The sequence below is a fragment of the Streptomyces sp. NPDC057280 genome (genome assembly GCF_042668605.1).
In the GTDB taxonomy this organism is placed as follows: domain Bacteria; phylum Actinomycetota; class Actinomycetes; order Streptomycetales; family Streptomycetaceae; genus Streptomyces.
The window spans coordinates 791,537-811,686 of the sequence record NZ_JBHUYR010000003.1; the positions used below are offsets into that span (position 1 = coordinate 791,537).

Below are 20,150 nucleotides of genomic sequence, written 5' to 3' on the forward strand. Positions count from 1 at the left end.
ACGGGGGCGGCCCCGGCGGGGGGATGTCAGCGAGGTGCCGCCGTGTGGGCGGCCACCGGGACGAGATCCGGGTCCCGGGCCAGGATCCGCTCGCGCAGGGCGACCAGTTCGGGACCCGGCTCGCACCCCAGCAGATCGACCATCCGCAGGCGCAGCAGGTCGAAGCAGTCCAGTGCGTCCACCTGCCGGCCGGCCCGATGGAGGGCGAGCATGAGCAGACCGGTGACCTTCTCGTCGAAGGGGTGCATGTCCGCCAGCCGGCTCAACCGCCGCAGGCACTCCTCGACCCGCCCGGTCCGCAGCCCGAGTTCGGCGCTGCCGACCAGCGCCTCCCGGTGCTCGCGCCGCAACGCCACCCGGGCCGTCTCCGCCCAGGGCGTGCGCACATCGGAGAGCGGCTCGCCGCTCCACAGTTCGAGCGCCTGGGTGTACAGGTCGAGGGCGCGTTCGACGCCCCCGTCCCTGGCACTGAGCCGGGCCTCCCGTACGAGGGTGCGGAACCGCACGGTGTCCACGCTCTGCTCGTCGACGACGAGGACGTATCCGCCGCGCCTGCGGGACAGCTCGGCCTCGTCGGCCGGGGCCCCGCCCACTCCACCGAGCGCCTTGCGCAGCCGCGTGGCCTGGATGTAGAGCGCCTCGCGCGGATGCTGGGGCAGCCGCTCGGGCCACACGCGCTCCGCCAGGACCTCGTCGGCCACGAAGGTGCCCGGGGTCCAGGCCAGGGCGGCCAGCAGAAGTTTCGTGCCGTGTGCGAGCGGCACCTTTTCGCCGGTGCGGACGCGTGCCTCCACGCATCCGAGCAGCTGTATGTCCATGGTGCCCCCGTATCCGGAACCACTGAGAGCACCACTGTGCCGGGCGGCTGTTCGGCTCCCGCACGGATTCCGCACGGCGGCCGGGCGGGAGCGCCGCCACCCAGGGCGTCAGCGGCGTCCGGCGACGGTGACGATCTCGGGGCTCGCGGCGCTGACCGGCCCCCGCCCCCAGTCCCCGTACTGCTCCACGACCGTCAGACCGGCCTCGGCCAGGAAGCGCCCGATGCCGTACGGGTCGAGGAGCCGGAGCGTGGTGGTGCTGATCTGGGGGTGGTCCCAGCGGACGCCCTCGTAGGTCTCGGTGAAGGTGACCCGGTCGCCGGCGACGGGACAGGAGACCTCCCGCCACATCCACGCGACCGACCCCTCGGCGTCGGCGCCCTCGCGGATGTGCTCGGGGCCCCAGCCCTCCCACACCCGGGCGGCCGGATTCACCGTGTCGAACACGAACCGCCCCCCGGCACGCAACGCGTCCCGGACGGCGTGCAGAGCCTGTCGTACGTCGTCGTCGGTGACGAGAGCCTGGAAGGCGTGCCCGGTCATCACGACGAGGTCGAACTCCCCGCGCCAGAAGTGCGAACGCAGGTCCCCGAGCACCCACTCCACATGCGGTTCCCGCCGCCGCGCCTGTACGAGCATGGCGGCGGCCGGATCGACCCCCACGAGCCGCCCGCGGTGCCCCACGGCCCGCGCCCGGGCGAGCAGCCGCCCGGTGCCGCAGCCGACGTCGAGGACGGCGCCGGCGTCCCGGACGAGGCGCGCGTAGAAGTCGTCGCCCGGGCCCCATGGGTGCAGGGAGTCGTACAGCGCGGCGAGCGAGAGATCCGCGAACGAGCGATCGACCATCGCGGCAGTGTCCCACAGGCTACTGAACGACGTGACAGGATCAGGCCTCTACGACCCTGAGGGAGCGGCCAGTTGTTGCACCACGTCGAGCTGTGGGTACCGGACCTCGGACGGGCGGTGACGTCCTGGGGCTGGCTGCTGGAGCGGCTGGGCTGGGAGCCGTACCAGGACTGGCCGGCGGGCCGCAGCTGGCGGACGGGGGAGACGTACGTCGTCCTGGAGCAGTCCCCGGCGCTGACGGGCGGCCACCACGACCGCATGCGCCCCGGGCTGAACCACCTGGCGTTCCATGTGCCGGGCCGCACGGAGCTGGACGCGCTGGTGACGGAGGCGCCGCGGCACGGCTGGACGCTGCTCTTCCCGGACCGGCATCCGTACGCGGGCGGGGCGGAACACTACGCGGCCTATCTGGAGGACGGGGACGGGTTCGAGGTCGAGCTGGTGGCCCGCTGAGGCATTCGACAAAGCATTCGACAGCGGGATCCCGGCCGGGAATCATGCTTCCCGATGACAAGAACCGACACCCCCGCCGCCTGGGACGAACGCACCCAGCTCACCACCTTCCTCGACTACGCCCGGGCCACCGCCGTGGCCAAGTGCGAGGACGTCTCCGCGGAGAACGCGGTCAGGTCCCCGCTCCCGGGCTCCCCGCTCATGACCCTGGCCGGCCTGGTCAACCACCTGCGCTGGGTCGAGTACTGGTGGTTCCAGGTCGTCTTCCTCGGCGAGGAGGAGAACGGCCCCTGGACCGAGGAGGACCCCGACCGCGAGATGCGCATCGCCGTCGACATGCCGCTGGCGGACGTCCTGCGCGACTACGAGGAGGCGTCGGCCCGCTACCGCGACCTGGTCGCGGCGAACGACCTCGACACCCGGGCACAACGCCCCATCCGCGACGGCCGCCACGTCGACCTCCGCTGGATCCTCCTCCACCTGATCGAGGAAACGGCCCGCCACAACGGGCACTTGGACATCGTGCGCGAGCTGGTGGACGGGAAGACCGGGGTGTGATTCCGGGGTAAGACGGGCTGGGTCAGTACTTGATGATCCAGGTCATCTTCTTGCGCCCGGGCTCGCTTCCGATGCCCGTCCTCTTTCCGCACTTGACCTTGCCGTCGACCACTTTGAGATAACCGCACTTTGCGGAAGCTATGGATGTCTTGGCGTTCGGCTTGAGGCTCGTCCAACCCCAGACCTGCGAGTCGCTGCAATTCCGCGCGAACAGCGCCTTTTCCTTGCCGGAATGGGCCATGCACCAGGAGGCGCGGTTGTACTCCGAGTAGAGCTTGCCGCCCCAGTTCCCCCACCACTGTTTTTTGGTGTTCTTGCACTTCGCCTGGGTGATCTTTTCGCCTTCCCAGTCCATCTGCAGGCACTTTCCGGTGGCCTGGTTGACGAGGTGGAAGGTGGTGCCGCCCGCCGCCGCTTGCGCGGGCGAGGTGGGAACCAGGGCTGAGAAGCCCAGTGCCAGTGCTCCTGCGGAAAGGCCCAGCCGCTTCATGTTTTTCGTGCTCTTCACAGTGATTGGCCCGTTTCTTTTCGGTGCGTGGTCAGCGCGCCACGGTGATCATTCTGCTGGCGTGAAGCCGCTGGCGAAAGGTAGTTGAGGAAAAGCTGAGGGTAAGAAGAGGAGTTCGAAGTAAGTGCTGGTGTGAATGAATGAAGGCCCGCACCCTGGGGAGGGCGCGGGCCTTCTGTTCCCCTGGAAGCGGACGTTCGCGGGCTCGGGTCAATGGGCCTTGAAAGTCCGGTCCCGGTAGGGGGCGGCTGACGGTAAAGGGGTGTGTCAGGCCGCCGCCTGGGGGTCCTTGGAGAGACGGGGCGCCGGAACGGTTCCCTCCGTCTCCGGGTAGTGGCACGCCGTCAGGTGGCCCGGCTTGTTGCCCTCGACCTGGACCAGCGGCGGTGCCTCGGTCGCGCACTTCTCCGTCGCCTTCCAGCAGCGGGTGCGGAAGCGGCAGCCCGACGGCGGGTTCAGCGGGGACGGCACGTCGCCCTGGAGGCGGATGCGCTCACGCGCCGGCGTCTCGTCCACCGTCGCCTCGGGAACCGCCGACAGCAGCGCCTTGGTGTAGGGGTGACGCGGGTTGCCGTACAGGTCGTCACGGTCGGCGATCTCGACGATCTTGCCGAGGTACATGACCGCCACGCGCTGCGAGAAGTGCCGTACCACCGCCAGGTCGTGGGCGATGAAGACGAACGCGATGCCCAGTTCCTGCTGGACCTTCTGGAGCAGGTTCACCACCTGCGCCTGGATGGAGACGTCGAGGGCCGAGACCGGCTCGTCCGCGACGATCAGCTTCGGCTCCAGGGCCAGCGCACGTGCTACGCCGATGCGCTGCCGCTGGCCGCCCGAGAACTCGTGCGGGAAGCGGTTGTAGTGCTCCGGGTTCAGGCCGACGATCTCCAGGAGCTCGCGGACCCGCTTCTCGCGGCCGCCCTCCGGGTTGATGTCGTTGATCTCCATCGGACCCGAGATGATCTTGCCGACCGTCTGACGGGGGTTCAGGGACGCGTACGGGTCCTGGAAGATCATCTGGATCTCGGAACGGACCGGCGCCAGCTCCTTGCGGCCCGCGTGCGTGATGTCCTGCCCGCGGTAGGAGATCTTGCCGCCGGTGGGCTCCAGGAGGCGCGTGATCAGGCGGCCGGTCGTCGACTTGCCGCAGCCGGACTCGCCGACCAGGCCGAGGGCCTCGCCCTCGTTCACCTGGAAGTCGAGGCCGTCGACGGCCTGCACCGCGCCGACCGTGCGCCGGATCGGGAAACCGCCCTTGACCGGGAAGTGCTTCGTCAGGCCGGTGACGTCCAGGAGGGGGTTCGTGTTGCTCATGATGGTGAAATCCCGTCTCAGTTACGTCAGTGCCGGGTCGCGGCGAGGTCGGCGAAGAATTCCTGGCGCTGGTCCAGCGTGAGGTGGCAGGCGGAACCCCGGCCGGCCTCGACCTTCAGCAGCGGGCGCTCGGTGGAGCACAGTCCGCCCGGGACCTTCTCGGCGAAGGCGCAGCGCGGGTGGAAGCGGCAGCCGGAGGGCGGGTTCAGCAGCGACGGCGGCGAGCCGGGGATCGGCGACAGCGGTACGTCGACCGGGCCGTCCAGGCTCGGCATCGAGCTGAGCAGACCGACCGTGTAGGGGTGCTGCGGCGTGCGCAGCACCTCCTCCTTCGTACCCCGCTCCACACACCGGCCGCCGTACATCACCAGCACGTCGTCCGCGATGTCGGCGATGACACCGAGGTCGTGGGTGATGAAGATGATCGCGGTGCCGAACTCCTGCTGGAGGTCCTTGAGCAGGTCCATGATCTGGGCCTGCACCGTCACGTCGAGCGCCGTGGTCGGCTCGTCGGCGATCAGCAGCTCGGGGTCGCAGACCAGCGCCATGGCGATCATCGCGCGCTGGCGCATACCGCCCGAGAACTGGTGCGGGTAGTCGTCCACCCGCATGTCCGGCTGCGGGATGCCGACGCGCCGCAGCATCTCGATCGCCCGCTTCCGGGCCTCCGACTTCGAGGCGCCGGTGTGCTTGCGGTACGTCTCACCGATCTGCTTGCCGATGGTGTGGTACGGCGACAGCGAGGCCAGGGCGTCCTGGAAGATCATCGCCATCTTGTTGCCGCGCAGCTTCTCCAGCTCGGACTCGCGAGCCGTGGTCAGCTCCTTGCCGTCGAGCAGGATCTCGCCGTCGATGGCGGTGCGGTGCCGGTCGTGCAGGCCCAGGATCGTCAGGTTGGTGACCGACTTGCCGGAGCCGGACTCGCCCACGATGCCGAGGGTCTTGCCCTTTTCGAGGTCGAAGGTCAGCCCGTCGACGGCCTTGACGATGCCGTCCTCGGTGGAGAAGTGGACTTTCAGGTCCCTGACGGAGAGGAAGGCCTGCTGATCGGTGCTCGTCACGGGGACGCTCCTGGGGGTCATGCCGGGGGGTAGCTGGAGGGGGACCGGATCAGGCGAGCCGGATACGCGGGTCGATGAGGGCGTAGACGGCGTCCACGATGATGTTGGCGAAGACGATGCCGGCCGCCGCGATCATGGTGACGCCGAGCAGCATGGGCAGGTCGCTGTTGTCCACCGAGCGGACGGCGAGCGCTCCGAGACCCTGGATGCTGAACGTCTGCTCGGTGATGATCGCGCCGCCGATCAGGGTGCCGAGGTCGATGCCGAAGATGGTCACGATCGGGCCCATCGCGCCACGCCAGGCGAAGCGGAAGAAGACCGAGGAGCGGGACAGGCCCTTCGCCCGCGCCGTCCGCACGTAGTCCTCGCTGAGCTGTTCCACCAGCTGCGAGCGGGTCATACGCGTGTAGTTGGCCGTGAAGATGATCGACAGCACCAGCCACGGCAGCAGCAGGCCCGAGAACCAGGCGCCGGGGTTGTCGCTGAACGGCGTGTACGACGGCTGGTCCAGGAGGTGCAGCTGGGTCACGAAGAAGAACATCGCGATGTAGCCGACGAAGTAGATCTGCATCGACGAGCCGATGAGCGAGAAGGAGCTCGCGGCCTTGTCGAGGAACTTGCCCTGCTTGACCGCGGCCAGCATGCCGGTGCCGACACCGATGAGCAGGAAGAAGAAGGCGCCGCCGATGGCGAGCGAGATGGTGGTGGGCATCCGCTCCATGATCGTGTCGTACACGTTCACGTTGTTGCTGAACGAGTAGCCGAAGCAGGGCGCGTCACAGTGTCCGATGCCCACGTAGTCCCGGCCCACGAAGATGGCCTGGAGCCAGTGCCAGTACTGCACCGGCATGGGGTCGGCGATCCCGAGGTTCTGCCGCACCTGTGCCAGCAGGGAGTCGGGGCAGACCTTGCCGCACGCCATACGCGCCGGGTCGCGCGGGATGGCGTAGAAGAGGAAGAAGGTGACGGCGCTGATGATCAGCAGAATCACGAGTGCGCCGAGCACTCGGCGGACCAGGAAACGGAACATGGGGTGAGACTTTCCGGACGGGGCGCCGTCGCCGGGGTGTGGGGAGCGGGCTAGGACGGGGCCGGGGCGGCGGTCGGTCGGACCGCCGCCCCGGGAAAGCGTCAGGCCTTGGCGAAGACCTTGCCGATGGCGACGCAGGTGTCACCGGCGTTGTAGACCATGCCGCCGACCTTGGAACCGTAGAAGTAGTTACGGATCGGGTTGTAGTCGGGCACGCAGGCCGCGAGCTGCATGATCTGCTTGTCGATCGCGCCCCAGGCCGCGTTGGCCTTGTCCGCGTCGGTGATGGCGGTGGCCGCGGCGATCGCCTTGTTGACGCTGGTGTCGTTCAGCTGCGACCAGTTGACGCCACCGTCAGCGATCTGGCTGCCGTCCCAGCAGGGCTGGATGACGGCGTAACCGGCCGGCCAGTCCGGGCCCCAGCCCGCGGCGAACAGGTCGAAGCCGTTGTCCAGCTGACCGATCTCGGAGTAGAAGGTGGTCTTGTCGACCTGCTTGGTCACCACGTTGAAGCCCGCCTTGGTGAGGGCGTTCTTGATGGTGACGGCTTCCTTGACGGCCCTGTCGGACTGCTGGAAGGCGATGACCAGCTTCTGGCCCTCCTTGCCGGCTTCCTTCAGCAGCGCCTTGGCCTTCTCCGGGTCACCGGTCGGCTTGGTCTTCTTGCCGTACAGGTCGAAGTCCTCGTGCCCCGGGGTCAGCGGGGAGATGATCGTGGTCGCGGTCGCGGTGACCTGCGAGCCACCACGCTGCTGCTTCAGCTGCTGCGCCGGCCACGCGTAGTTGATCGCCTGACGGACCTTGACGTCCTTGATGCGCGTCATGTTGATCGGGAAGTAGTACGTGGTCGTGTCGACCTGCGTCAGCACCCGCGACTTGAGCGTGGCGTCGCCCATCACCTTGGTGATGCGCTCGGGGGCGACCTCGTTCAGCAGGGACAGCGCGTACTGGTCGTTGCCCGTGTCGGCGATGTAGCGGTCCGTGGAGGCCAGGGACTGGAAGCCGAACTGCATGACGACCTTGTCCGGGTAGCCGTTGCGGCACGGGTCGAGGCTGGCGTCCCAGTGCTCGTTGCGCACGAGGGTGAGGGACTTGTCGATGCTGCGGGACTCGATCTTGTACGGGCCGCAGGAGAACGGACGCTGGTCGTACTTCTTCTTCGTGTCCTTGGCCTTGGGCACGATCGAGTAGCCGCGCATGGCGAGCATGAACGGGAAGTCGGCGTGCGCCTCCTTCAGACGGAAGGTGACGGTGTTGCCGTCCGTCTCGATGGAGTCCAGGTGCTTGCCCTCGTAGGGACCCTTGTACTTGTCGGCGCCGGCGAGCCAGTTCTGCGGGTAGCGGGGGCCCTCGGTGACGAAGTCGGCGAAGAGACGCTCGAAGGTGTGGCGGACGTCGTCGATCGAGACGGTCGAGCCGTCCTCCCACTTCACGCCGTCCTTCAGCGTGAAGGACCAGGTCTTGCCGCCGTCCTTGACGGTGCCCGCGTCCGTGGCGAGGTCGCCGACCAGGGTGGTGTTGCCCTTGGAGTCGACGCGGTAGCCCGTCAGACCACGCAGGAACAGAACCGAACCGGCACCCGTGTACGACGAGTAGATCTGCGCCGGGTCCAGGTGGTCGTAGTCGATCTGGTCGAGGGTGTAGATCGTGCCGCCCTTGCGAGCGCCCGGCATCTCCGGGGCGGGGCCCTTGGAGTCGGCGGCGGTGCCGACGTCGATCTTGGCGGCCTTGCCCTTCTCGACCGAGGGAGCCTTGCTGCTGCCGGTGCCGCCGGCGTTGCCGCTGCTGCAAGCGCTCAGAACGGTGGAGGCACCCGCCGCCACACCGGTGGCGATCAGGAAGTTTCTGCGGGAAAAGGACATGGCCTACCTGCCTGGTTGAGATGAATGAGAGAGAGGTGCTGCCAGCAGCCGGACGACGATGACCGGGCCGGGGGACTCAGCGCTTGGACTTCGGGTCGAGTGCGTCGCGCACCGAATCGCCGAGAAGGTTGAACGCCAGGACGAAGATGATCATCGAGACGCCCGGGAAGATCATGAAGGTGATGTCGTCCGTGTAGAACTGCGCACCACGCTGAATCATCACGCCCCAGTCCGGGGTCGGGTCCTGGATGCCGACGCCGAGGAAGGCCAGGCCGGCCTCAGCGGTCACGAACGCCGGGAGGGCGAGCGTGGACTGGATGAGGATCGGCGTCCACAGGTTGGGGAGCAGTTCCTTGAAGATGATCCGCGTCGGGGAGGCACCGGTCACCTTGGCCGCTTCGACGAACTCGCGCTCGCGCAGGGCCAGCACCTGACCGCGCAGCAGTCGCGCGATGGAGGCCCAGCCGAAGGCCGTCAGGAGCACGACCAGGCAGACGCCGCGTCCCCAGGCCGGGATCTCCTCGTCGGCAGCCCAGAAGATGCCGTACACGACGGGGGTGAAGGCGATGAAGAAGAGCGTGGACGGGAACGACAGCACGATGTCGATGATCCGGCTGACCAGGTAGTCCGTCTTGCCGCCCAGGTAGCCGGCGGAGACGCCGATGACCACGCCGATGACCGTGACCAGGAGCGTGGTGATCGTGGCGATCATCAGCGAGGTCCGGATGCCGTAGAGCAGGAAGGTGAAGACGTCGCGGCCCATGGACGGCTCGATGCCGAACCAGAAGTTGCCGTCGATGCCGCCGTTGGGCTTGACGGGGTAGCCCGCGTCGTTGAGCAGGGTCCCGACCGGGGCGTCCTGTCCGTACTGGTCGTACGGGTTCTTCCCGTACAGCTTGGCTATGAGCGGAGCGGCGACGGCGATCGCGAAGAAGAAGATCACGATGTACGCCGATATGACGCCCGTACGGTCGCGCTTGAACCGGCGCCAGGCAAGCTGCCCGGGAGAGCGGCTCTCGTTGGCCTTCGGAGAGGGAGAAGTGATCGACTTCTCGGCACTCTCTTCGGTCACCTCAAGCGGGGCAGCCGCCGATGGAGTTGGGGGGGTCATGGTGCTCCTGGCCCAAGGGAGGGTCTGATGACTCCGCAGGGCACTCCCCTACGGGCTACGCCGGACTTTTTCAACGCAATTCATTCAAGGTCAATAAATTCTCGGTCGACTTGGGTTTCTCTTTACTTTCTTTGCCTCACTTTGACCATTCTGATGCTACGCGTGTAGCGCCTCGTGATCGATCCGTGTTTTACATCGGACCAACTGCCCCAATCGGGCAATGAGTTCGATATGCGGACGGCAGCGTGTCGAAATCCGTACATAGGAGGGTCGCAATCCAACGGTTCTGCATCGGATGGTGAAGATCCATTGCGTCCTACACGCAAGATCCACTGCGGCAGAGATCGGACGTTCCCCGGAGGCACCCGGGAGGTCTCCACCCGTTCCCCTAAAGGGCTCAATACGTGTGCGGTTTGCCTGATTTACGTCGATATTTGCCGGTAACGGATCAGCGATGCCAATCAGGAGGCACTCCATGCGTGGAGCCACGCACGCCAAGTGGGCCGCATGCGCGGCGGCGGTAGCCCTCGCGGCGACGGCCTGCGGAGGTGGGGACAGCGACAGCGGCGGGAGTGGCAGTGGCGACGGCAGCGCGACACTCAGCGCCTCCTGGGGCGACCCGCAGAACCCGCTGGAGCCGGCCAACACCAACGAGGTGCAGGGCGGCAAGGTGCTCGACATGATCTTCCGGTCCCTGAAGAGGTACAACCCGGAGACCGGCAAGGCCGAGGACATGCTCGCCGAGAAGATCGACACGAGCGACTCGCAGAACTTCACCGTCACGGTCAAGGACGGCTGGACCTTCTCCAACGGCGAGAAGGTCACCGCCAAGTCGTTCGTCGACGCCTGGAACTACGGGGCCAGCCTCAAGAACAACCAGAAGAACGCGTACTTCTTCGGGTACATCGACGGCTACGACAAGGTCCACCCCGAGGACGGCGGCAAGCAGACCGCGCAGACGCTCTCCGGGCTGAAGGTCACCGGCGACCTGACCTTCACGGTCAAGCTCAACCAGAAGTTCTCCACCTTCCCGGACACCCTCGGCTACCCGGCGTACGCCCCGCTCCCGCAGGCCTTCTTCACCGACCACGACGCCTGGCTGAAGAAGCCGGTCGGCAACGGCCCGTACACCATCGAGTCGTACACCAAGGGCTCCCAGATGGCCCTGAAGAAGTGGGACGGCTACCACGGGCCCGACAAGGCGCAGAACGGCGGCGTGACCCTCAAGGTCTACACCGACAACAACACCGCCTACACCGACCTCATGGCCGGCAACCTCGACCTCGTCGACGACGTCCCCGCCGCCCAGCTCAAGAACGTCCAGGCCGACCTCGGCGACCGCTACCTCAACACCCCGGCCGGCATCATCCAGACCCTCGCCTTCCCGTTCTACGACAAGAACTGGGACAAGCCCGGGATGGAGAAGGTCCGCACGGGCTTGTCCCGGGCCATCGACCGGGACCAGATCACCAAGACCATCTTCAACGACACCCGCACCCCCGCCACCGACTGGACCTCCCCGGTCCTCGGCGAGGCCGGCGGCTTCAAGGAAGGCCTCTGCGGCGACGCCTGCGAATACGACCCCGCGGCGGCCAAGAAGCTCATCGAGGAGGGCGGCGGTCTCCCCGGCGGCCAGGTCAAGATCACGTACAACGCGGACACCGGCTCCCACAAGCAGTGGGTCGACGCGGTCTGCAACTCCATCAACAACGCGCTCGACAACGACAAGGCCTGCGTCGGCAACCCGGTCGGCACCTTCGCCGACTACCGCAACCAGATCACCGAGAAGAAGATGAGCGGCCCCTTCCGGGCCGGCTGGCAGATGGACTACCCGCTCATCCAGAACTTCCTCCAGCCGCTGTACTACACCAACGCCTCCTCCAACGACGGCAAGTGGTCCAACAAGGACTTCGACAAGCTCGTCGACGAGGCCAACGCCGAGACCGACACCGCCAAGGCCGTCTCGAAGTTCCAGGACGCCGAGAAGGTGCTGCGGGACAACATGGGCGCGATCCCGCTCTGGTACCAGAACGGCAGCGCGGGCTACTCGGAGCGGCTGTCCAACGTCAAGCTGAACCCGTTCAGCGTCCCGGTCTACAACGAGATCAAGGTCAGCTGACCCGCCATGGGACGCTACGTCGTCCGGCGTCTGCTCCAGATGATCCCGGTGTTCATCGGCGCCACGCTCCTGATCTTCCTCATGGTCAACGTCATGGGCGACCCGATCGCGGGCCTGTGCGGCGACCGGCAGTGCGACCCCGCCACGGCCGCGCAGCTGAAGAAGGAGTTCGGCCTCGATAAACCGGTCTGGCAGCAGTACCTGACCTACATGGGGAACGTCTTCACCGGCGACTTCGGCACCGCGTTCAACGGCCAGAAGGTCACCGAGCTGATGTCGACGGCGTTCCCCGTGACGATCCGCCTGACGATCGTCGCGATCCTGTTCGAGATCGTCATCGGCATCACGCTGGGTGTCGTCACGGGCCTGCGCCGCGGCAAGCCCGTCGACACCTCGGTCCTGATGCTGACCCTCGTCGTGATCTCGATCCCGACCTTCGTCACGGGTCTGCTGCTCCAGCTCCTGCTCGGCGTCGAGTGGGGCTGGATCAAACCGTCGGTGTCCACGGAGGCCACGTTCAGCGAGCTGATCGTGCCGGGACTGGTGCTGGCGTCGGTGTCGCTGGCGTACGTGACCCGGCTGACCCGTACGTCGATCGCGGAGAACAGGCGGAGCGACTACGTCCGCACGGCGGTGGCGAAGGGCCTGCCCCGCCGCCGGGTCATCACCCGCCACCTCCTGCGCAACTCCCTGATCCCCGTCGTCACCTTCATCGGCACCGACATCGGTGCCCTGATGGGCGGCGCGATCGTCACCGAGCGGATCTTCAACATCCACGGCGTCGGATACCAGCTCTACCAGGGCATCCTGCGCCAGAACACCCAGACGGTGGTCGGCTTCGTCACCGTCCTGGTGCTGGTCTTCCTGGTCGCCAACCTGCTCGTCGACCTCCTGTACGCCGTACTCGACCCGAGGATCCGCTATGCCTGAACCCCAGGAGCCCGAGGGCGCGATCGCCGGGACCGGCATGGGGGGTGCCATGGACCTCGCGGTCAGCGAGGCGAACACCCTGGAGAAGGGCCCCGGCCCGGCGGGCGGCCCCCAGGGCAAACCCCGCTCGCTCTGGTCCGACGCCTGGCGCGACCTGCGCCGCAACCCCGTCTTCATCATCTCGGGCCTGGTGATCCTCTTCCTGGTGGTGATCTCCCTCTGGCCCTCCCTCATCGCGTCGGGCAACCCCCTCAAGTGCGACCTGGCCAAAGCGCAGGAGGGCTCGCAACCGGGCCACCCCTTCGGCTTCGACGGCCAGGGCTGCGACGTCTACACCCGTACCGTCTACGGCGCCCGTACGTCCGTCACGGTCGGCGTCTGCGCCACGCTCGGGGTCGCGATCCTGGGCTCGGTCCTCGGCGGCCTCGCCGGCTTCTTCGGCGGCTTCTGGGACTCGATCCTGTCCCGGATCACGGACGTGTTCTTCGCGATCCCGGTGGTCCTGGGCGGCCTGGTCCTGCTCTCGGTCGTCACCAGCAACACGGTGTGGCCGGTCATCGGCTTCATGGTGCTGCTGGGCTGGCCGCAGATCTCCCGCATCGCGCGAGGCTCGGTCATCACGGCCAAACAGAACGACTACGTGCACGCGGCGAAGGCCCTGGGCGCCTCGAACTCCCGCCAGCTGCTCCGCCACATCGCCCCCAACGCGGTGGCCCCGGTGATCGTGGTCGCGACCATCGCCCTCGGCACGTACATCGCCCTGGAGGCGACGCTCTCCTACCTCGGCGTGGGCCTGAAGCCCCCCACCGTCAGCTGGGGCATCGACATCTCCGCGGCCTCCGCCTACATCCGCCAGGCCCCCCACATGCTCCTCTGGCCCGCCGGCGCCCTGGCCCTCACGGTCCTGGCCTTCATCATGCTCGGCGACGCGGTCCGCGACGCCCTCGACCCGAAGCTGAGGTGACGGAGTGAGGGTGCCGGAAGGTGCGGCGGAGCCGCAGGCAGTCGTGAGAGCGCAGGTGGGAGGCGGCTCGCCCGCTCTCCTCGGCCGGCCCGGCTTCGCCGCCGGGCCGGTCACCGCATCGGCGTCCGCGGTCCGCGAGGACCTCGTCCGCGACGCCTCAGGAGTAGGGGTGCGGGAGGGCCGGAGGGCGCGGAAAACCGGCGACACACCCGCCGCCCCCGGCCCGCCGGGCGCCTCCGCCCCCGGCCGGGCACCTTGTCGGTGGCCGCGGCCCGCCAGGACCTTGTCCACGCGTACATCGTGCGCGACGACCTCGCACGCGAGGCCTCCCGAGGCGACGCCGAGAGGGGCGGGCCTGCGTGCGCCCTCGCGCTGCCGCGCGGGTCTCGGTGCGGGGGACGCACCTCCGGCTGCCACCGGGGCCTGTCTCCGCAGCGCGGATTGCCCCCGTACCCCGACGACGACCGTACCGGCGGCGCGGTGCGCCTGCCCCCGACCCGAAGCTGAGGTGAGTCGTGCTCCTGGAAGTGCGTGATCTGCACGTGGAGTTCAAGACCCGGGACGGGGTCGCCAAGGCCGTCAACGGGGTCGACTACGCGGTCGACGCGGGGGAGACCCTCGCCGTGCTGGGGGAGTCCGGGTCCGGGAAGTCCGTCACCGCTCAGGCGATCATGGGCATCCTCGACATGCCGCCGGGGCGGATCGCGGGCGGTGAGATCCTCTTCCAGGGCAAGGACCTGCTGAAGCTCAAGGAGGAGGAGCGGCGGAAGGTCCGCGGCGCCGAGATGGCGATGATCTTCCAGGATGCCCTGTCGTCCCTCAACCCCGTGCTGAGCGTGGGCGATCAGCTCGGTGAGATGTTCGTGGTCCACCGCGGCCTGTCGAAGAAGGACGCGCGGGCCAAGGCCGTCGAGCTGATGGACCGGGTGCGCATCCCGGCCGCGAAGGAACGGGTCAAGCAGTACCCGCACCAGTTCTCCGGCGGCATGCGCCAACGCATCATGATCGCGATGGCGCTGGCCCTGGAGCCGGCCCTGATCATCGCCGACGAACCCACCACCGCCCTCGACGTCACCGTCCAGGCCCAGGTGATGGACCTGCTCGCGGAGTTGCAGCGCGAGTACAACATGGGGCTCATCCTCATCACCCACGACCTCGGCGTGGTCGCCGACGTCGCCGACCGGATCGCGGTGATGTACGCGGGCCGCATCGTCGAGCAGGCCCCGGTGCACGACATCTACAAGGCGCCGGCGCATCCGTACACGCGCGGTCTGCTGGACTCCATCCCCCGTCTGGATCAGAAGGGCCAGGAGCTGTACGCGATCAAGGGACTGCCGCCCAACCTGATGGCCATCCCGCCGGGTTGCGCGTTCAACCCCCGCTGCCCGATGGCCCAGGACGTGTGCAGGACGGACGAACCTCCGCTGTACGAGGTGTCGCAGGACCGTACGAGCGCCTGCCACTTCTGGAGGGAGTGCCTCAATGGTTGAGTCGATCATTGAAGTGACCGGACTGGTCAAGCACTACCCGTTGACCCAGGGCATCCTGTTCAAGAAGCAGGTCGGTGCGGTCAAGGCCGTTGACGGTGTGGACTTCACGCTCGACAAAGGGGAGACCCTCGGGATCGTCGGGGAGTCCGGCTGCGGCAAGTCGACTGTTGCCAAGATGCTCGTCAATCTTGAGCAGCCGACCGCCGGGTCGATCAAGTACAAGGGCGAGGACATCACCAAGCTGTCCGGCAAGGCCCTCAAGTCCGTCCGCCGCAACATCCAGATGGTGTTCCAGGACCCGTACACCTCGCTCAACCCCCGCATGACGGTCGGCGACATCATCGGTGAGCCCTACGACATCCATCCCGAGGTGGCTCCCAAGGGCGACCGCAGACGGAAGGTCCAGGACCTCCTGGACGTGGTCGGTCTCAACCCCGAGTACATCAACCGCTATCCGCACCAGTTCTCCGGCGGCCAGCGCCAACGCATCGGCATCGCCCGCGGGTTGGCCCTGCGCCCGGAGGTGATCGTCGCCGACGAGCCGGTCTCCGCGCTCGACGTCTCCGTCCAGGCCCAGGTCATCAACCTGATGGACCGTCTCCAGAACGAGTTCGACCTCTCCTACGTCTTCATCGCCCACGACCTGTCGATCGTCCGCCACATCTCCGACCGGGTGGGGGTGATGTACCTGGGGCGGATCGTGGAGATCGGCCGGGACGAGGAGATCTACGACCACCCCACCCACCCCTACACCCAGGCCCTGCTCTCCGCGGTCCCGGTCCCCGACCCGGAGGCCCGCGAGCACCGCGAGCGCATCATCCTGGCCGGCGACGTCCCCTCCCCGACCAACATCCCCTCCGGCTGCCGCTTCCGCACCCGCTGCTGGAAGGCCCAGGAGCGCTGCGCCCTGGAGGTCCCGGCCCTCGCGGTCCCGAGCGAGTTCCGCTTCACCTCCGGTCCCGCGGCCCATGACTCCGCCTGCCATTTCGCGGAGGAGATGCAGGTGGTGCCCGCCGAGGAGCACCCCGCGACGCCGCCGGATGATCTTGCAAATGGCCGGGAATAACCACACAAATGGTTACCAACCGCGTTAACACGCAGGCAACTTGGCCGACCCGATCCCGATATACGGACGCGTCAGTCTGAACAACGTACGGCCGTGCGGGTGCCGTAAACGGGCCGGGATGCGCCATGTCGTCCCGGCCCGTTGCCGTACCCGGACCGCTACCGCAGCCCCAGCGACCGCTTCAGGAAGTCCACCTGGAGCAGCAGCAGGTTCTCCGCGACCTGTTCCTGCGGGGTCATGTGCGTCACGCCCGACAGGGGGAGCACCTCGTGCGGGCGGCCCGCCGAGAGGAGGGCCGAGGACAGGCGCAGGGCGTGGGCGAAGACCACGTTGTCGTCGGCGGTGCCGTGCACGATCATCAGCGGGCGGTGCGGCTCGGCGGGGGAGGACAGGCCCTCGTCCGTCACCAGGGAGCTCTTCGCGTACGCCTCCGGTGAGGTCCGCGGGTCGCCCAGGTACCGCTCCGTGTAGTGGGTGTCGTAGAGCCGCCAGTCCGTGACCGGTGCGCCGGCGATGCCCGCGTGGAAGACGTCGGGCCGGCGCAGGACCGCGAGCCCCGCCAGCCAGCCGCCGTACGACCAGCCGCGGATCGCCACCCGGTCCAGGTCCAGCGGGTACCGCTCCGCCAGCTCCCGCAACGCCTCCACCTGGTCGTCCAGGGACACCGTGAAGTCACCGCGGATCGCCTTCTCCCAGGCCGGCGAGCGGCCCGGCGTGCCCCGGCCGTCCGCGACCACGACCGCGAAACCCTGGTCGGCGAACCACTGGCTGGTGAGGTGCGCGTTGTGGGCCGCGAGGACGCGCGGGCCGTGCGGTCCCCCGTAGGGATCGAGCAAAACCGGAAGACGACCATCCCCTTGGTGGTCCTGAGGCAACAGCACGGCGCACGGGATACGCCGTGCGCCCCCCTCGGTCAGCGTCACGCGCGGGGACATACCGGGATCTTCGGCGTACGAGGTGATCGTCGCCGTCTGCTTCCCGTCCCGCAGCACCTGCGCCACCGACCCGGCCCGCCCCGGCGTCGCCGAGACCAGCACGGTCACGCTCCCGGACCGTACCGCCGAGTGCACCCCCGGCTCCTGCGAGACCCGCTCCACGCCGAGCTCGTTGACCCGGTACACATGCACCTCGCCGGTCTCCGGCTCCGCCGCCCGCTCCCCGGCCGAGGCCGAGACCAGGACGTCGTCGTCGGACACGTCCAGCACCGCACGGACATGCAACTGCGGCCCGGTCAGCGGCCGTTCGCCCACCGCGAGGACCCGCGCGCCGCCCTCGTCCGCGATCCGCACGAGCCGCCCGGACGGGCTCCAGCAGGGCACCCCCGGGAAAAGATCAAGCCAAACTGGATCTTCGTCCGCGTGCACCATCCGGGTCGCCCCGGACTCGGTGTCCACGGCCAGGAACAGCTGACTGCGCTGGTCACGCGCCTGGACCAGCAGCAGCGGCGCACCCGCCGCTGACCAGTGCACATGCGCCAGATACGGGTAACGGGCACGGTCCCACGTCACCTCCGTGCGCGCCCCGTCGAGGCCCATGACGTACAGCCGTACGTCCGCGTTCTCCGTCCCCGCCGCCGGGTAGGGGACGTGCTGTGGATCACGTTCCGGATGGGCCGGGTCGGAGATCCACCAGCGCCGTACCGGCGTGTCGTCCGCGCGCGCCACCAGCAGCCGGTCCGACTCCGGCGACCACCAGAACCCCCGTGACCGGCCCATCTCCTCGGCCGCGATGAACTCGGCGAGACCGTAGGTGATGTGCTCCGACTCCGGCTCCGCCAGCGCCCGGTCGCCCTCGCCCGCGGCCCCGACGACCCGCAGGGCGCCCTGGGCGACGTACGCCACGAGCCGGCCGTCGGGGGAGGGGCGAGGGTCGATCACCGGGCCCGGGACCCGGAGTTCGGTCGCCGTCCCGGCTCGCAGCTCCGCCGCGAACAACCGCCCTGACAAGGCAAAAGACGCCAACTCCACCGCCGAGTCGGTGGCGTAGCCGACGATCCCGGCCCCGCCCTCACGGCTGCGCTCACGGCGCGCCCGCTCCTCCGGCGACAGATCCTCCGTGGCCCCGCCGAGCAGGGCGCGCGGGTCGGCCGCCACGCGCTCCCCGCCGTCCGCCGGGTCGAGCACCCACAGCGAACTCGCCCGGTCCGTACCGGAGGACGAGCGCAGGAACACGACACGGGAACCGTCGGGAGCCACGGTGAACGCGCGCGGCGCGCCGAGGGTGAAGCGCTGGGTGCGGGCGTGCCGGCGAGGGAAGGAGTCGGGGGTCGTCGTCATGCCCCGACCATATTGGCCATACGCCCCCTTGTGCGTCCGTGCGCCGACCGATGCGCGAGTACGGATAGTTATGATCACTAGCGCATAGTGGGTATGAACCCGCTGGCTGTCGTATGGATTTATCTGCCCCCCTGGTCCGAACCCCCCGCGCTCTTGGGATCTTTGGAGGTGAGCCGCCGTGGCACTCTCGATTTCGGCGGTGGTGCTGCTGGCGATCATCGTCTTCCTGCTGATCAGGAAGTCCGGACTGAAGGCCGGACACGCGATCGTCTGCATGTTGCTCGGCTTCTACCTGGCCTCCTCGACCATGGCGCCGACTATCAGCGAGCTGACGACGAACATCGCGGGGATGATCGGCAGCATCAAGTTCTGACCCTTCCCGGGGCAGGTCCCAGCTCGCCTTTAGGGTGGTCCCATGACGGAACCACCCGCCCGGCGCCTGCTCCTGGTGCACGCGCACCCGGACGACGAGTCGATCAACAACGGCGCGACGATGGCCCGCTATGCGGCCGAGGGTGCCCGGGTGACCCTGGTCACCTGCACGCTCGGTGAGCACGGCGAGGTCATTCCCCCGGAGCTCCGGCACCTCTCCGGTAGCGCCCTGGGCGAGTACCGCCTCGGCGAGCTCGCCGCCGCGATGCGCGTACTCGGCGTCGAGGACTTCCGTCTCCTCGGCGGCGAGGGCCGCTACCGCGACTCCGGGATGATGGGCCTCGCCGACAACGACGACCCCGCCTGCTTCTGGCAGGCCGACGTCGACGAGGCCGCCGCGCATCTCGTGCGGGTGATCCTGGAGGTACGTCCGCACGTCCTCGTCACCTACGACGAGAACGGCGGCTACGGCCACCCCGACCACATCCAGGCCCACCGCGTCGCCATGCGCGCCGCGGACCTGGCGGCCGAAGCGGGCTGGACCATCCCCAAGATCTACTGGAACCGCGTCCCGCGCACGGTCGGCGAACAGGCCTTCGCCCGTCTCCACGACGACCTGCCCGGCCTGCCCTTCACCAAGGAGGGCGTCCTGGACGACGTCCCGGGTGTCGTGGACGACGAGCGGGTGACGACCGAGATCGACGGCACCGCTCACGCCTCCGCCAAGGCCGCCGCGATGGCCGCGCACGCCACCCAGATCACGGTCGCCGCACCGTACTTCGCGCTCTCCAACGATCTCGCCCAGCCCCTCTTCACCACCGAGTACTACGAGTTGGTGCGAGGGGATCGGGTACCCGGGGACCGGGAGACCAATCTCTTCGCCGGCACCGGGGACATCTCATGAACGACCGCGGACCCATGCTCGCCCAGCCCCTCAAGGCCCCCTCCGCCGGACGAGCCCTCCTCTACCTGGGCCTCTTCGTGCTCGGCGCGGTCGTCGGCGCCGCCGGATCGCTCGTGCAGTCCGGCTGGTTCCCCGGCGGCCTGCTGCTCGCACTCGCGGGCGAGGCCGGGCTCTGCCTCGGCGGGGCGCGCGCCGCCGACGGCCGGGGCGGCGCCGTCGCACCGGCGGCCGGCTGGGTGCTCGCCGTCATCCTGCTCACCGCCAGCCGCCCCGAAGGCGACTTCCTCTTCGGCGCGGGAGCCGGCTCCTACCTCTTCCTGCTCGGCGGTATGGCCACGGCTGTGATCTGCGCCACGCTCGGCCTCGGGCGGCAACCGGACGGCGACGCCGTCCGACTTCGCAAGTGACGTACCACTTCGCCGCGACAGGGACGTGCGAGTCCGGTGTGGGTTTCCCCAGCGGTCGTGG

At 68.4% G+C, this 20,150-nt stretch carries 19 protein-coding genes; 10 read left to right on the top strand and 9 right to left on the bottom strand.

Annotation, left to right across the window (positions count from 1 at the left end; translation table 11 throughout):
* Nucleotides 1-26: 26 nt before the first annotated feature.
* Entirely contained in the window at nt 27-818 is a 792-nt protein-coding gene (locus tag ACFUO4_RS22210; RefSeq protein ID WP_383487282.1) for a BTAD domain-containing putative transcriptional regulator, read from the bottom strand.
* A gap of 108 nt (nt 819-926) precedes the next feature.
* Nucleotides 927-1,664 (bottom strand): class I SAM-dependent methyltransferase, encoded by a 738-nt coding sequence (locus tag ACFUO4_RS22215; RefSeq protein WP_383487285.1) that lies wholly within the window; start codon nt 1,662-1,664, stop codon nt 927-929.
* A gap of 72 nt (nt 1,665-1,736) precedes the next feature.
* Here ACFUO4_RS22215 and ACFUO4_RS22220 point away from each other — a divergent pair, with 72 nt between their 5' ends.
* Both ACFUO4_RS22220 and ACFUO4_RS22225 read left to right on the top strand, forming a co-directional pair.
* Complete coding sequence (locus ACFUO4_RS22220) at nt 1,737-2,117, top strand: VOC family protein (protein ID WP_079311975.1); 381 nt, start codon at nt 1,737-1,739, stop codon at nt 2,115-2,117.
* A 54-nt stretch (nt 2,118-2,171) separates the two neighbouring features.
* On the top strand, nt 2,172-2,675 hold the full coding sequence (locus tag ACFUO4_RS22225) for a DinB family protein (protein ID WP_079311977.1): 504 nt from the start codon (nt 2,172-2,174) through the stop codon (nt 2,673-2,675).
* A gap of 22 nt (nt 2,676-2,697) precedes the next feature.
* On the opposite strand, the gene ACFUO4_RS22230 is transcribed toward ACFUO4_RS22225, so the two are convergent.
* The 6 genes from ACFUO4_RS22230 to ACFUO4_RS22255 all read right to left on the bottom strand — a co-directional run bounded on the left by ACFUO4_RS22230 (nt 2,698) and on the right by ACFUO4_RS22255 (nt 9,561).
* Nucleotides 2,698-3,165: a hypothetical protein gene (locus tag ACFUO4_RS22230; protein WP_383487290.1), complete on the bottom strand. Its 468-nt coding sequence runs from the start codon at nt 3,163-3,165 to the stop codon at nt 2,698-2,700.
* 285 nt (nt 3,166-3,450) lie between these two features.
* Nucleotides 3,451-4,497 (bottom strand): ABC transporter ATP-binding protein, encoded by a 1,047-nt coding sequence (locus ACFUO4_RS22235; protein ID WP_079311981.1) that lies wholly within the window; start codon nt 4,495-4,497, stop codon nt 3,451-3,453.
* Between the two features lie 26 nt (nt 4,498-4,523).
* A complete protein-coding gene (locus tag ACFUO4_RS22240; protein WP_079311983.1) occupies nt 4,524-5,558 on the bottom strand; it encodes an ABC transporter ATP-binding protein in 1,035 nt (344 codons plus the stop codon).
* Between the two features lie 49 nt (nt 5,559-5,607).
* Complete coding sequence (locus ACFUO4_RS22245; protein ID WP_383487294.1) at nt 5,608-6,588, bottom strand: ABC transporter permease; 981 nt, start codon at nt 6,586-6,588, stop codon at nt 5,608-5,610.
* A 101-nt stretch (nt 6,589-6,689) separates the two neighbouring features.
* Complete coding sequence (locus ACFUO4_RS22250; protein WP_383487297.1) at nt 6,690-8,450, bottom strand: ABC transporter substrate-binding protein; 1,761 nt, start codon at nt 8,448-8,450, stop codon at nt 6,690-6,692.
* Nucleotides 8,451-8,526: 76 nt separating this feature from the next.
* Nucleotides 8,527-9,561, bottom strand: coding sequence for an ABC transporter permease (locus tag ACFUO4_RS22255; protein ID WP_383487300.1), 1,035 nt, complete (start codon nt 9,559-9,561; stop codon nt 8,527-8,529).
* A 475-nt stretch (nt 9,562-10,036) separates the two neighbouring features.
* Between ACFUO4_RS22255 and ACFUO4_RS22260 the strand changes: the two genes are divergently transcribed.
* From ACFUO4_RS22260 to ACFUO4_RS22280, 5 genes are all read left to right on the top strand, one after another.
* Nucleotides 10,037-11,680, top strand: a complete 1,644-nt coding sequence (locus ACFUO4_RS22260) for an ABC transporter substrate-binding protein (protein ID WP_383487303.1) — start codon at nt 10,037-10,039, stop codon at nt 11,678-11,680.
* A gap of 6 nt (nt 11,681-11,686) precedes the next feature.
* Complete coding sequence (locus ACFUO4_RS22265; protein WP_383487306.1) at nt 11,687-12,610, top strand: ABC transporter permease; 924 nt, start codon at nt 11,687-11,689, stop codon at nt 12,608-12,610.
* Nucleotides 12,603-13,574: an ABC transporter permease gene (locus ACFUO4_RS22270; RefSeq protein WP_079311995.1), complete on the top strand. Its 972-nt coding sequence runs from the start codon at nt 12,603-12,605 to the stop codon at nt 13,572-13,574. The genes ACFUO4_RS22265 and ACFUO4_RS22270 overlap by 8 nt, the downstream gene beginning before the upstream one ends.
* A 515-nt stretch (nt 13,575-14,089) precedes the next feature.
* The gene (locus ACFUO4_RS22275; protein WP_079311997.1) at nt 14,090-15,064 is read left to right on the top strand and encodes an ABC transporter ATP-binding protein; all 975 of its coding nucleotides are present in this window, start codon (nt 14,090-14,092) and stop codon (nt 15,062-15,064) included.
* Entirely contained in the window at nt 15,057-16,130 is a 1,074-nt protein-coding gene (locus ACFUO4_RS22280; protein WP_079311999.1) for an ABC transporter ATP-binding protein, read from the top strand. Before ACFUO4_RS22275 ends, ACFUO4_RS22280 begins: the two co-directional genes overlap by 8 nt.
* A gap of 158 nt (nt 16,131-16,288) precedes the next feature.
* Here the strand turns inward: ACFUO4_RS22280 and ACFUO4_RS22285 are convergent, their stop codons facing one another.
* Nucleotides 16,289-18,406 (bottom strand): prolyl oligopeptidase family serine peptidase, encoded by a 2,118-nt coding sequence (locus tag ACFUO4_RS22285; RefSeq protein ID WP_383487311.1) that lies wholly within the window; start codon nt 18,404-18,406, stop codon nt 16,289-16,291.
* 178 nt (nt 18,407-18,584) lie between these two features.
* Between ACFUO4_RS22285 and ACFUO4_RS22290 the strand changes: the two genes are divergently transcribed.
* From ACFUO4_RS22290 to ACFUO4_RS22300, 3 genes are read left to right on the top strand one after another with little or no spacing between them, the layout of a single operon-like run.
* Nucleotides 18,585-18,779 (top strand): hypothetical protein, encoded by a 195-nt coding sequence (locus ACFUO4_RS22290; RefSeq protein ID WP_079312001.1) that lies wholly within the window; start codon nt 18,585-18,587, stop codon nt 18,777-18,779.
* A gap of 42 nt (nt 18,780-18,821) precedes the next feature.
* Complete coding sequence (gene mshB, locus ACFUO4_RS22295; RefSeq protein ID WP_383487314.1) at nt 18,822-19,682, top strand: N-acetyl-1-D-myo-inositol-2-amino-2-deoxy-alpha-D-glucopyranoside deacetylase; 861 nt, start codon at nt 18,822-18,824, stop codon at nt 19,680-19,682.
* Nucleotides 19,679-20,089: a DUF6113 family protein gene (locus ACFUO4_RS22300; RefSeq protein ID WP_383487317.1), complete on the top strand. Its 411-nt coding sequence runs from the start codon at nt 19,679-19,681 to the stop codon at nt 20,087-20,089. Before mshB ends, ACFUO4_RS22300 begins: the two co-directional genes overlap by 4 nt.
* Nucleotides 20,090-20,150 lie beyond the last annotated feature (61 nt).

Coding starts and splice junctions, on each gene's coding strand:
- ACFUO4_RS22255 (WP_383487300.1), bottom strand. CDS start 9,561: ATGACCCCCCCAACTCCATCGGCGGCTGCCCCGCTTGAGGTGACCGAA.
- ACFUO4_RS22235 (WP_079311981.1), bottom strand. CDS start 4,497: ATGAGCAACACGAACCCCCTCCTGGACGTCACCGGCCTGACGAAGCAC.
- ACFUO4_RS22285 (WP_383487311.1), bottom strand. CDS start 18,406: ATGACGACGACCCCCGACTCCTTCCCTCGCCGGCACGCCCGCACCCAG.
- ACFUO4_RS22250 (WP_383487297.1), bottom strand. CDS start 8,450: ATGTCCTTTTCCCGCAGAAACTTCCTGATCGCCACCGGTGTGGCGGCG.
- ACFUO4_RS22300 (WP_383487317.1), top strand. CDS start 19,679: ATGAACGACCGCGGACCCATGCTCGCCCAGCCCCTCAAGGCCCCCTCC.
- ACFUO4_RS22215 (WP_383487285.1), bottom strand. CDS start 1,664: ATGGTCGATCGCTCGTTCGCGGATCTCTCGCTCGCCGCGCTGTACGAC.
- ACFUO4_RS22210 (WP_383487282.1), bottom strand. CDS start 818: ATGGACATACAGCTGCTCGGATGCGTGGAGGCACGCGTCCGCACCGGC.
- ACFUO4_RS22270 (WP_079311995.1), top strand. CDS start 12,603: ATGCCTGAACCCCAGGAGCCCGAGGGCGCGATCGCCGGGACCGGCATG.
- ACFUO4_RS22265 (WP_383487306.1), top strand. CDS start 11,687: ATGGGACGCTACGTCGTCCGGCGTCTGCTCCAGATGATCCCGGTGTTC.
- ACFUO4_RS22260 (WP_383487303.1), top strand. CDS start 10,037: ATGCGTGGAGCCACGCACGCCAAGTGGGCCGCATGCGCGGCGGCGGTA.
- ACFUO4_RS22245 (WP_383487294.1), bottom strand. CDS start 6,588: ATGTTCCGTTTCCTGGTCCGCCGAGTGCTCGGCGCACTCGTGATTCTG.
- ACFUO4_RS22225 (WP_079311977.1), top strand. CDS start 2,172: ATGACAAGAACCGACACCCCCGCCGCCTGGGACGAACGCACCCAGCTC.
- ACFUO4_RS22230 (WP_383487290.1), bottom strand. CDS start 3,165: ATGAAGCGGCTGGGCCTTTCCGCAGGAGCACTGGCACTGGGCTTCTCA.
- mshB (WP_383487314.1), top strand. CDS start 18,822: ATGACGGAACCACCCGCCCGGCGCCTGCTCCTGGTGCACGCGCACCCG.
- ACFUO4_RS22280 (WP_079311999.1), top strand. CDS start 15,057: ATGGTTGAGTCGATCATTGAAGTGACCGGACTGGTCAAGCACTACCCG.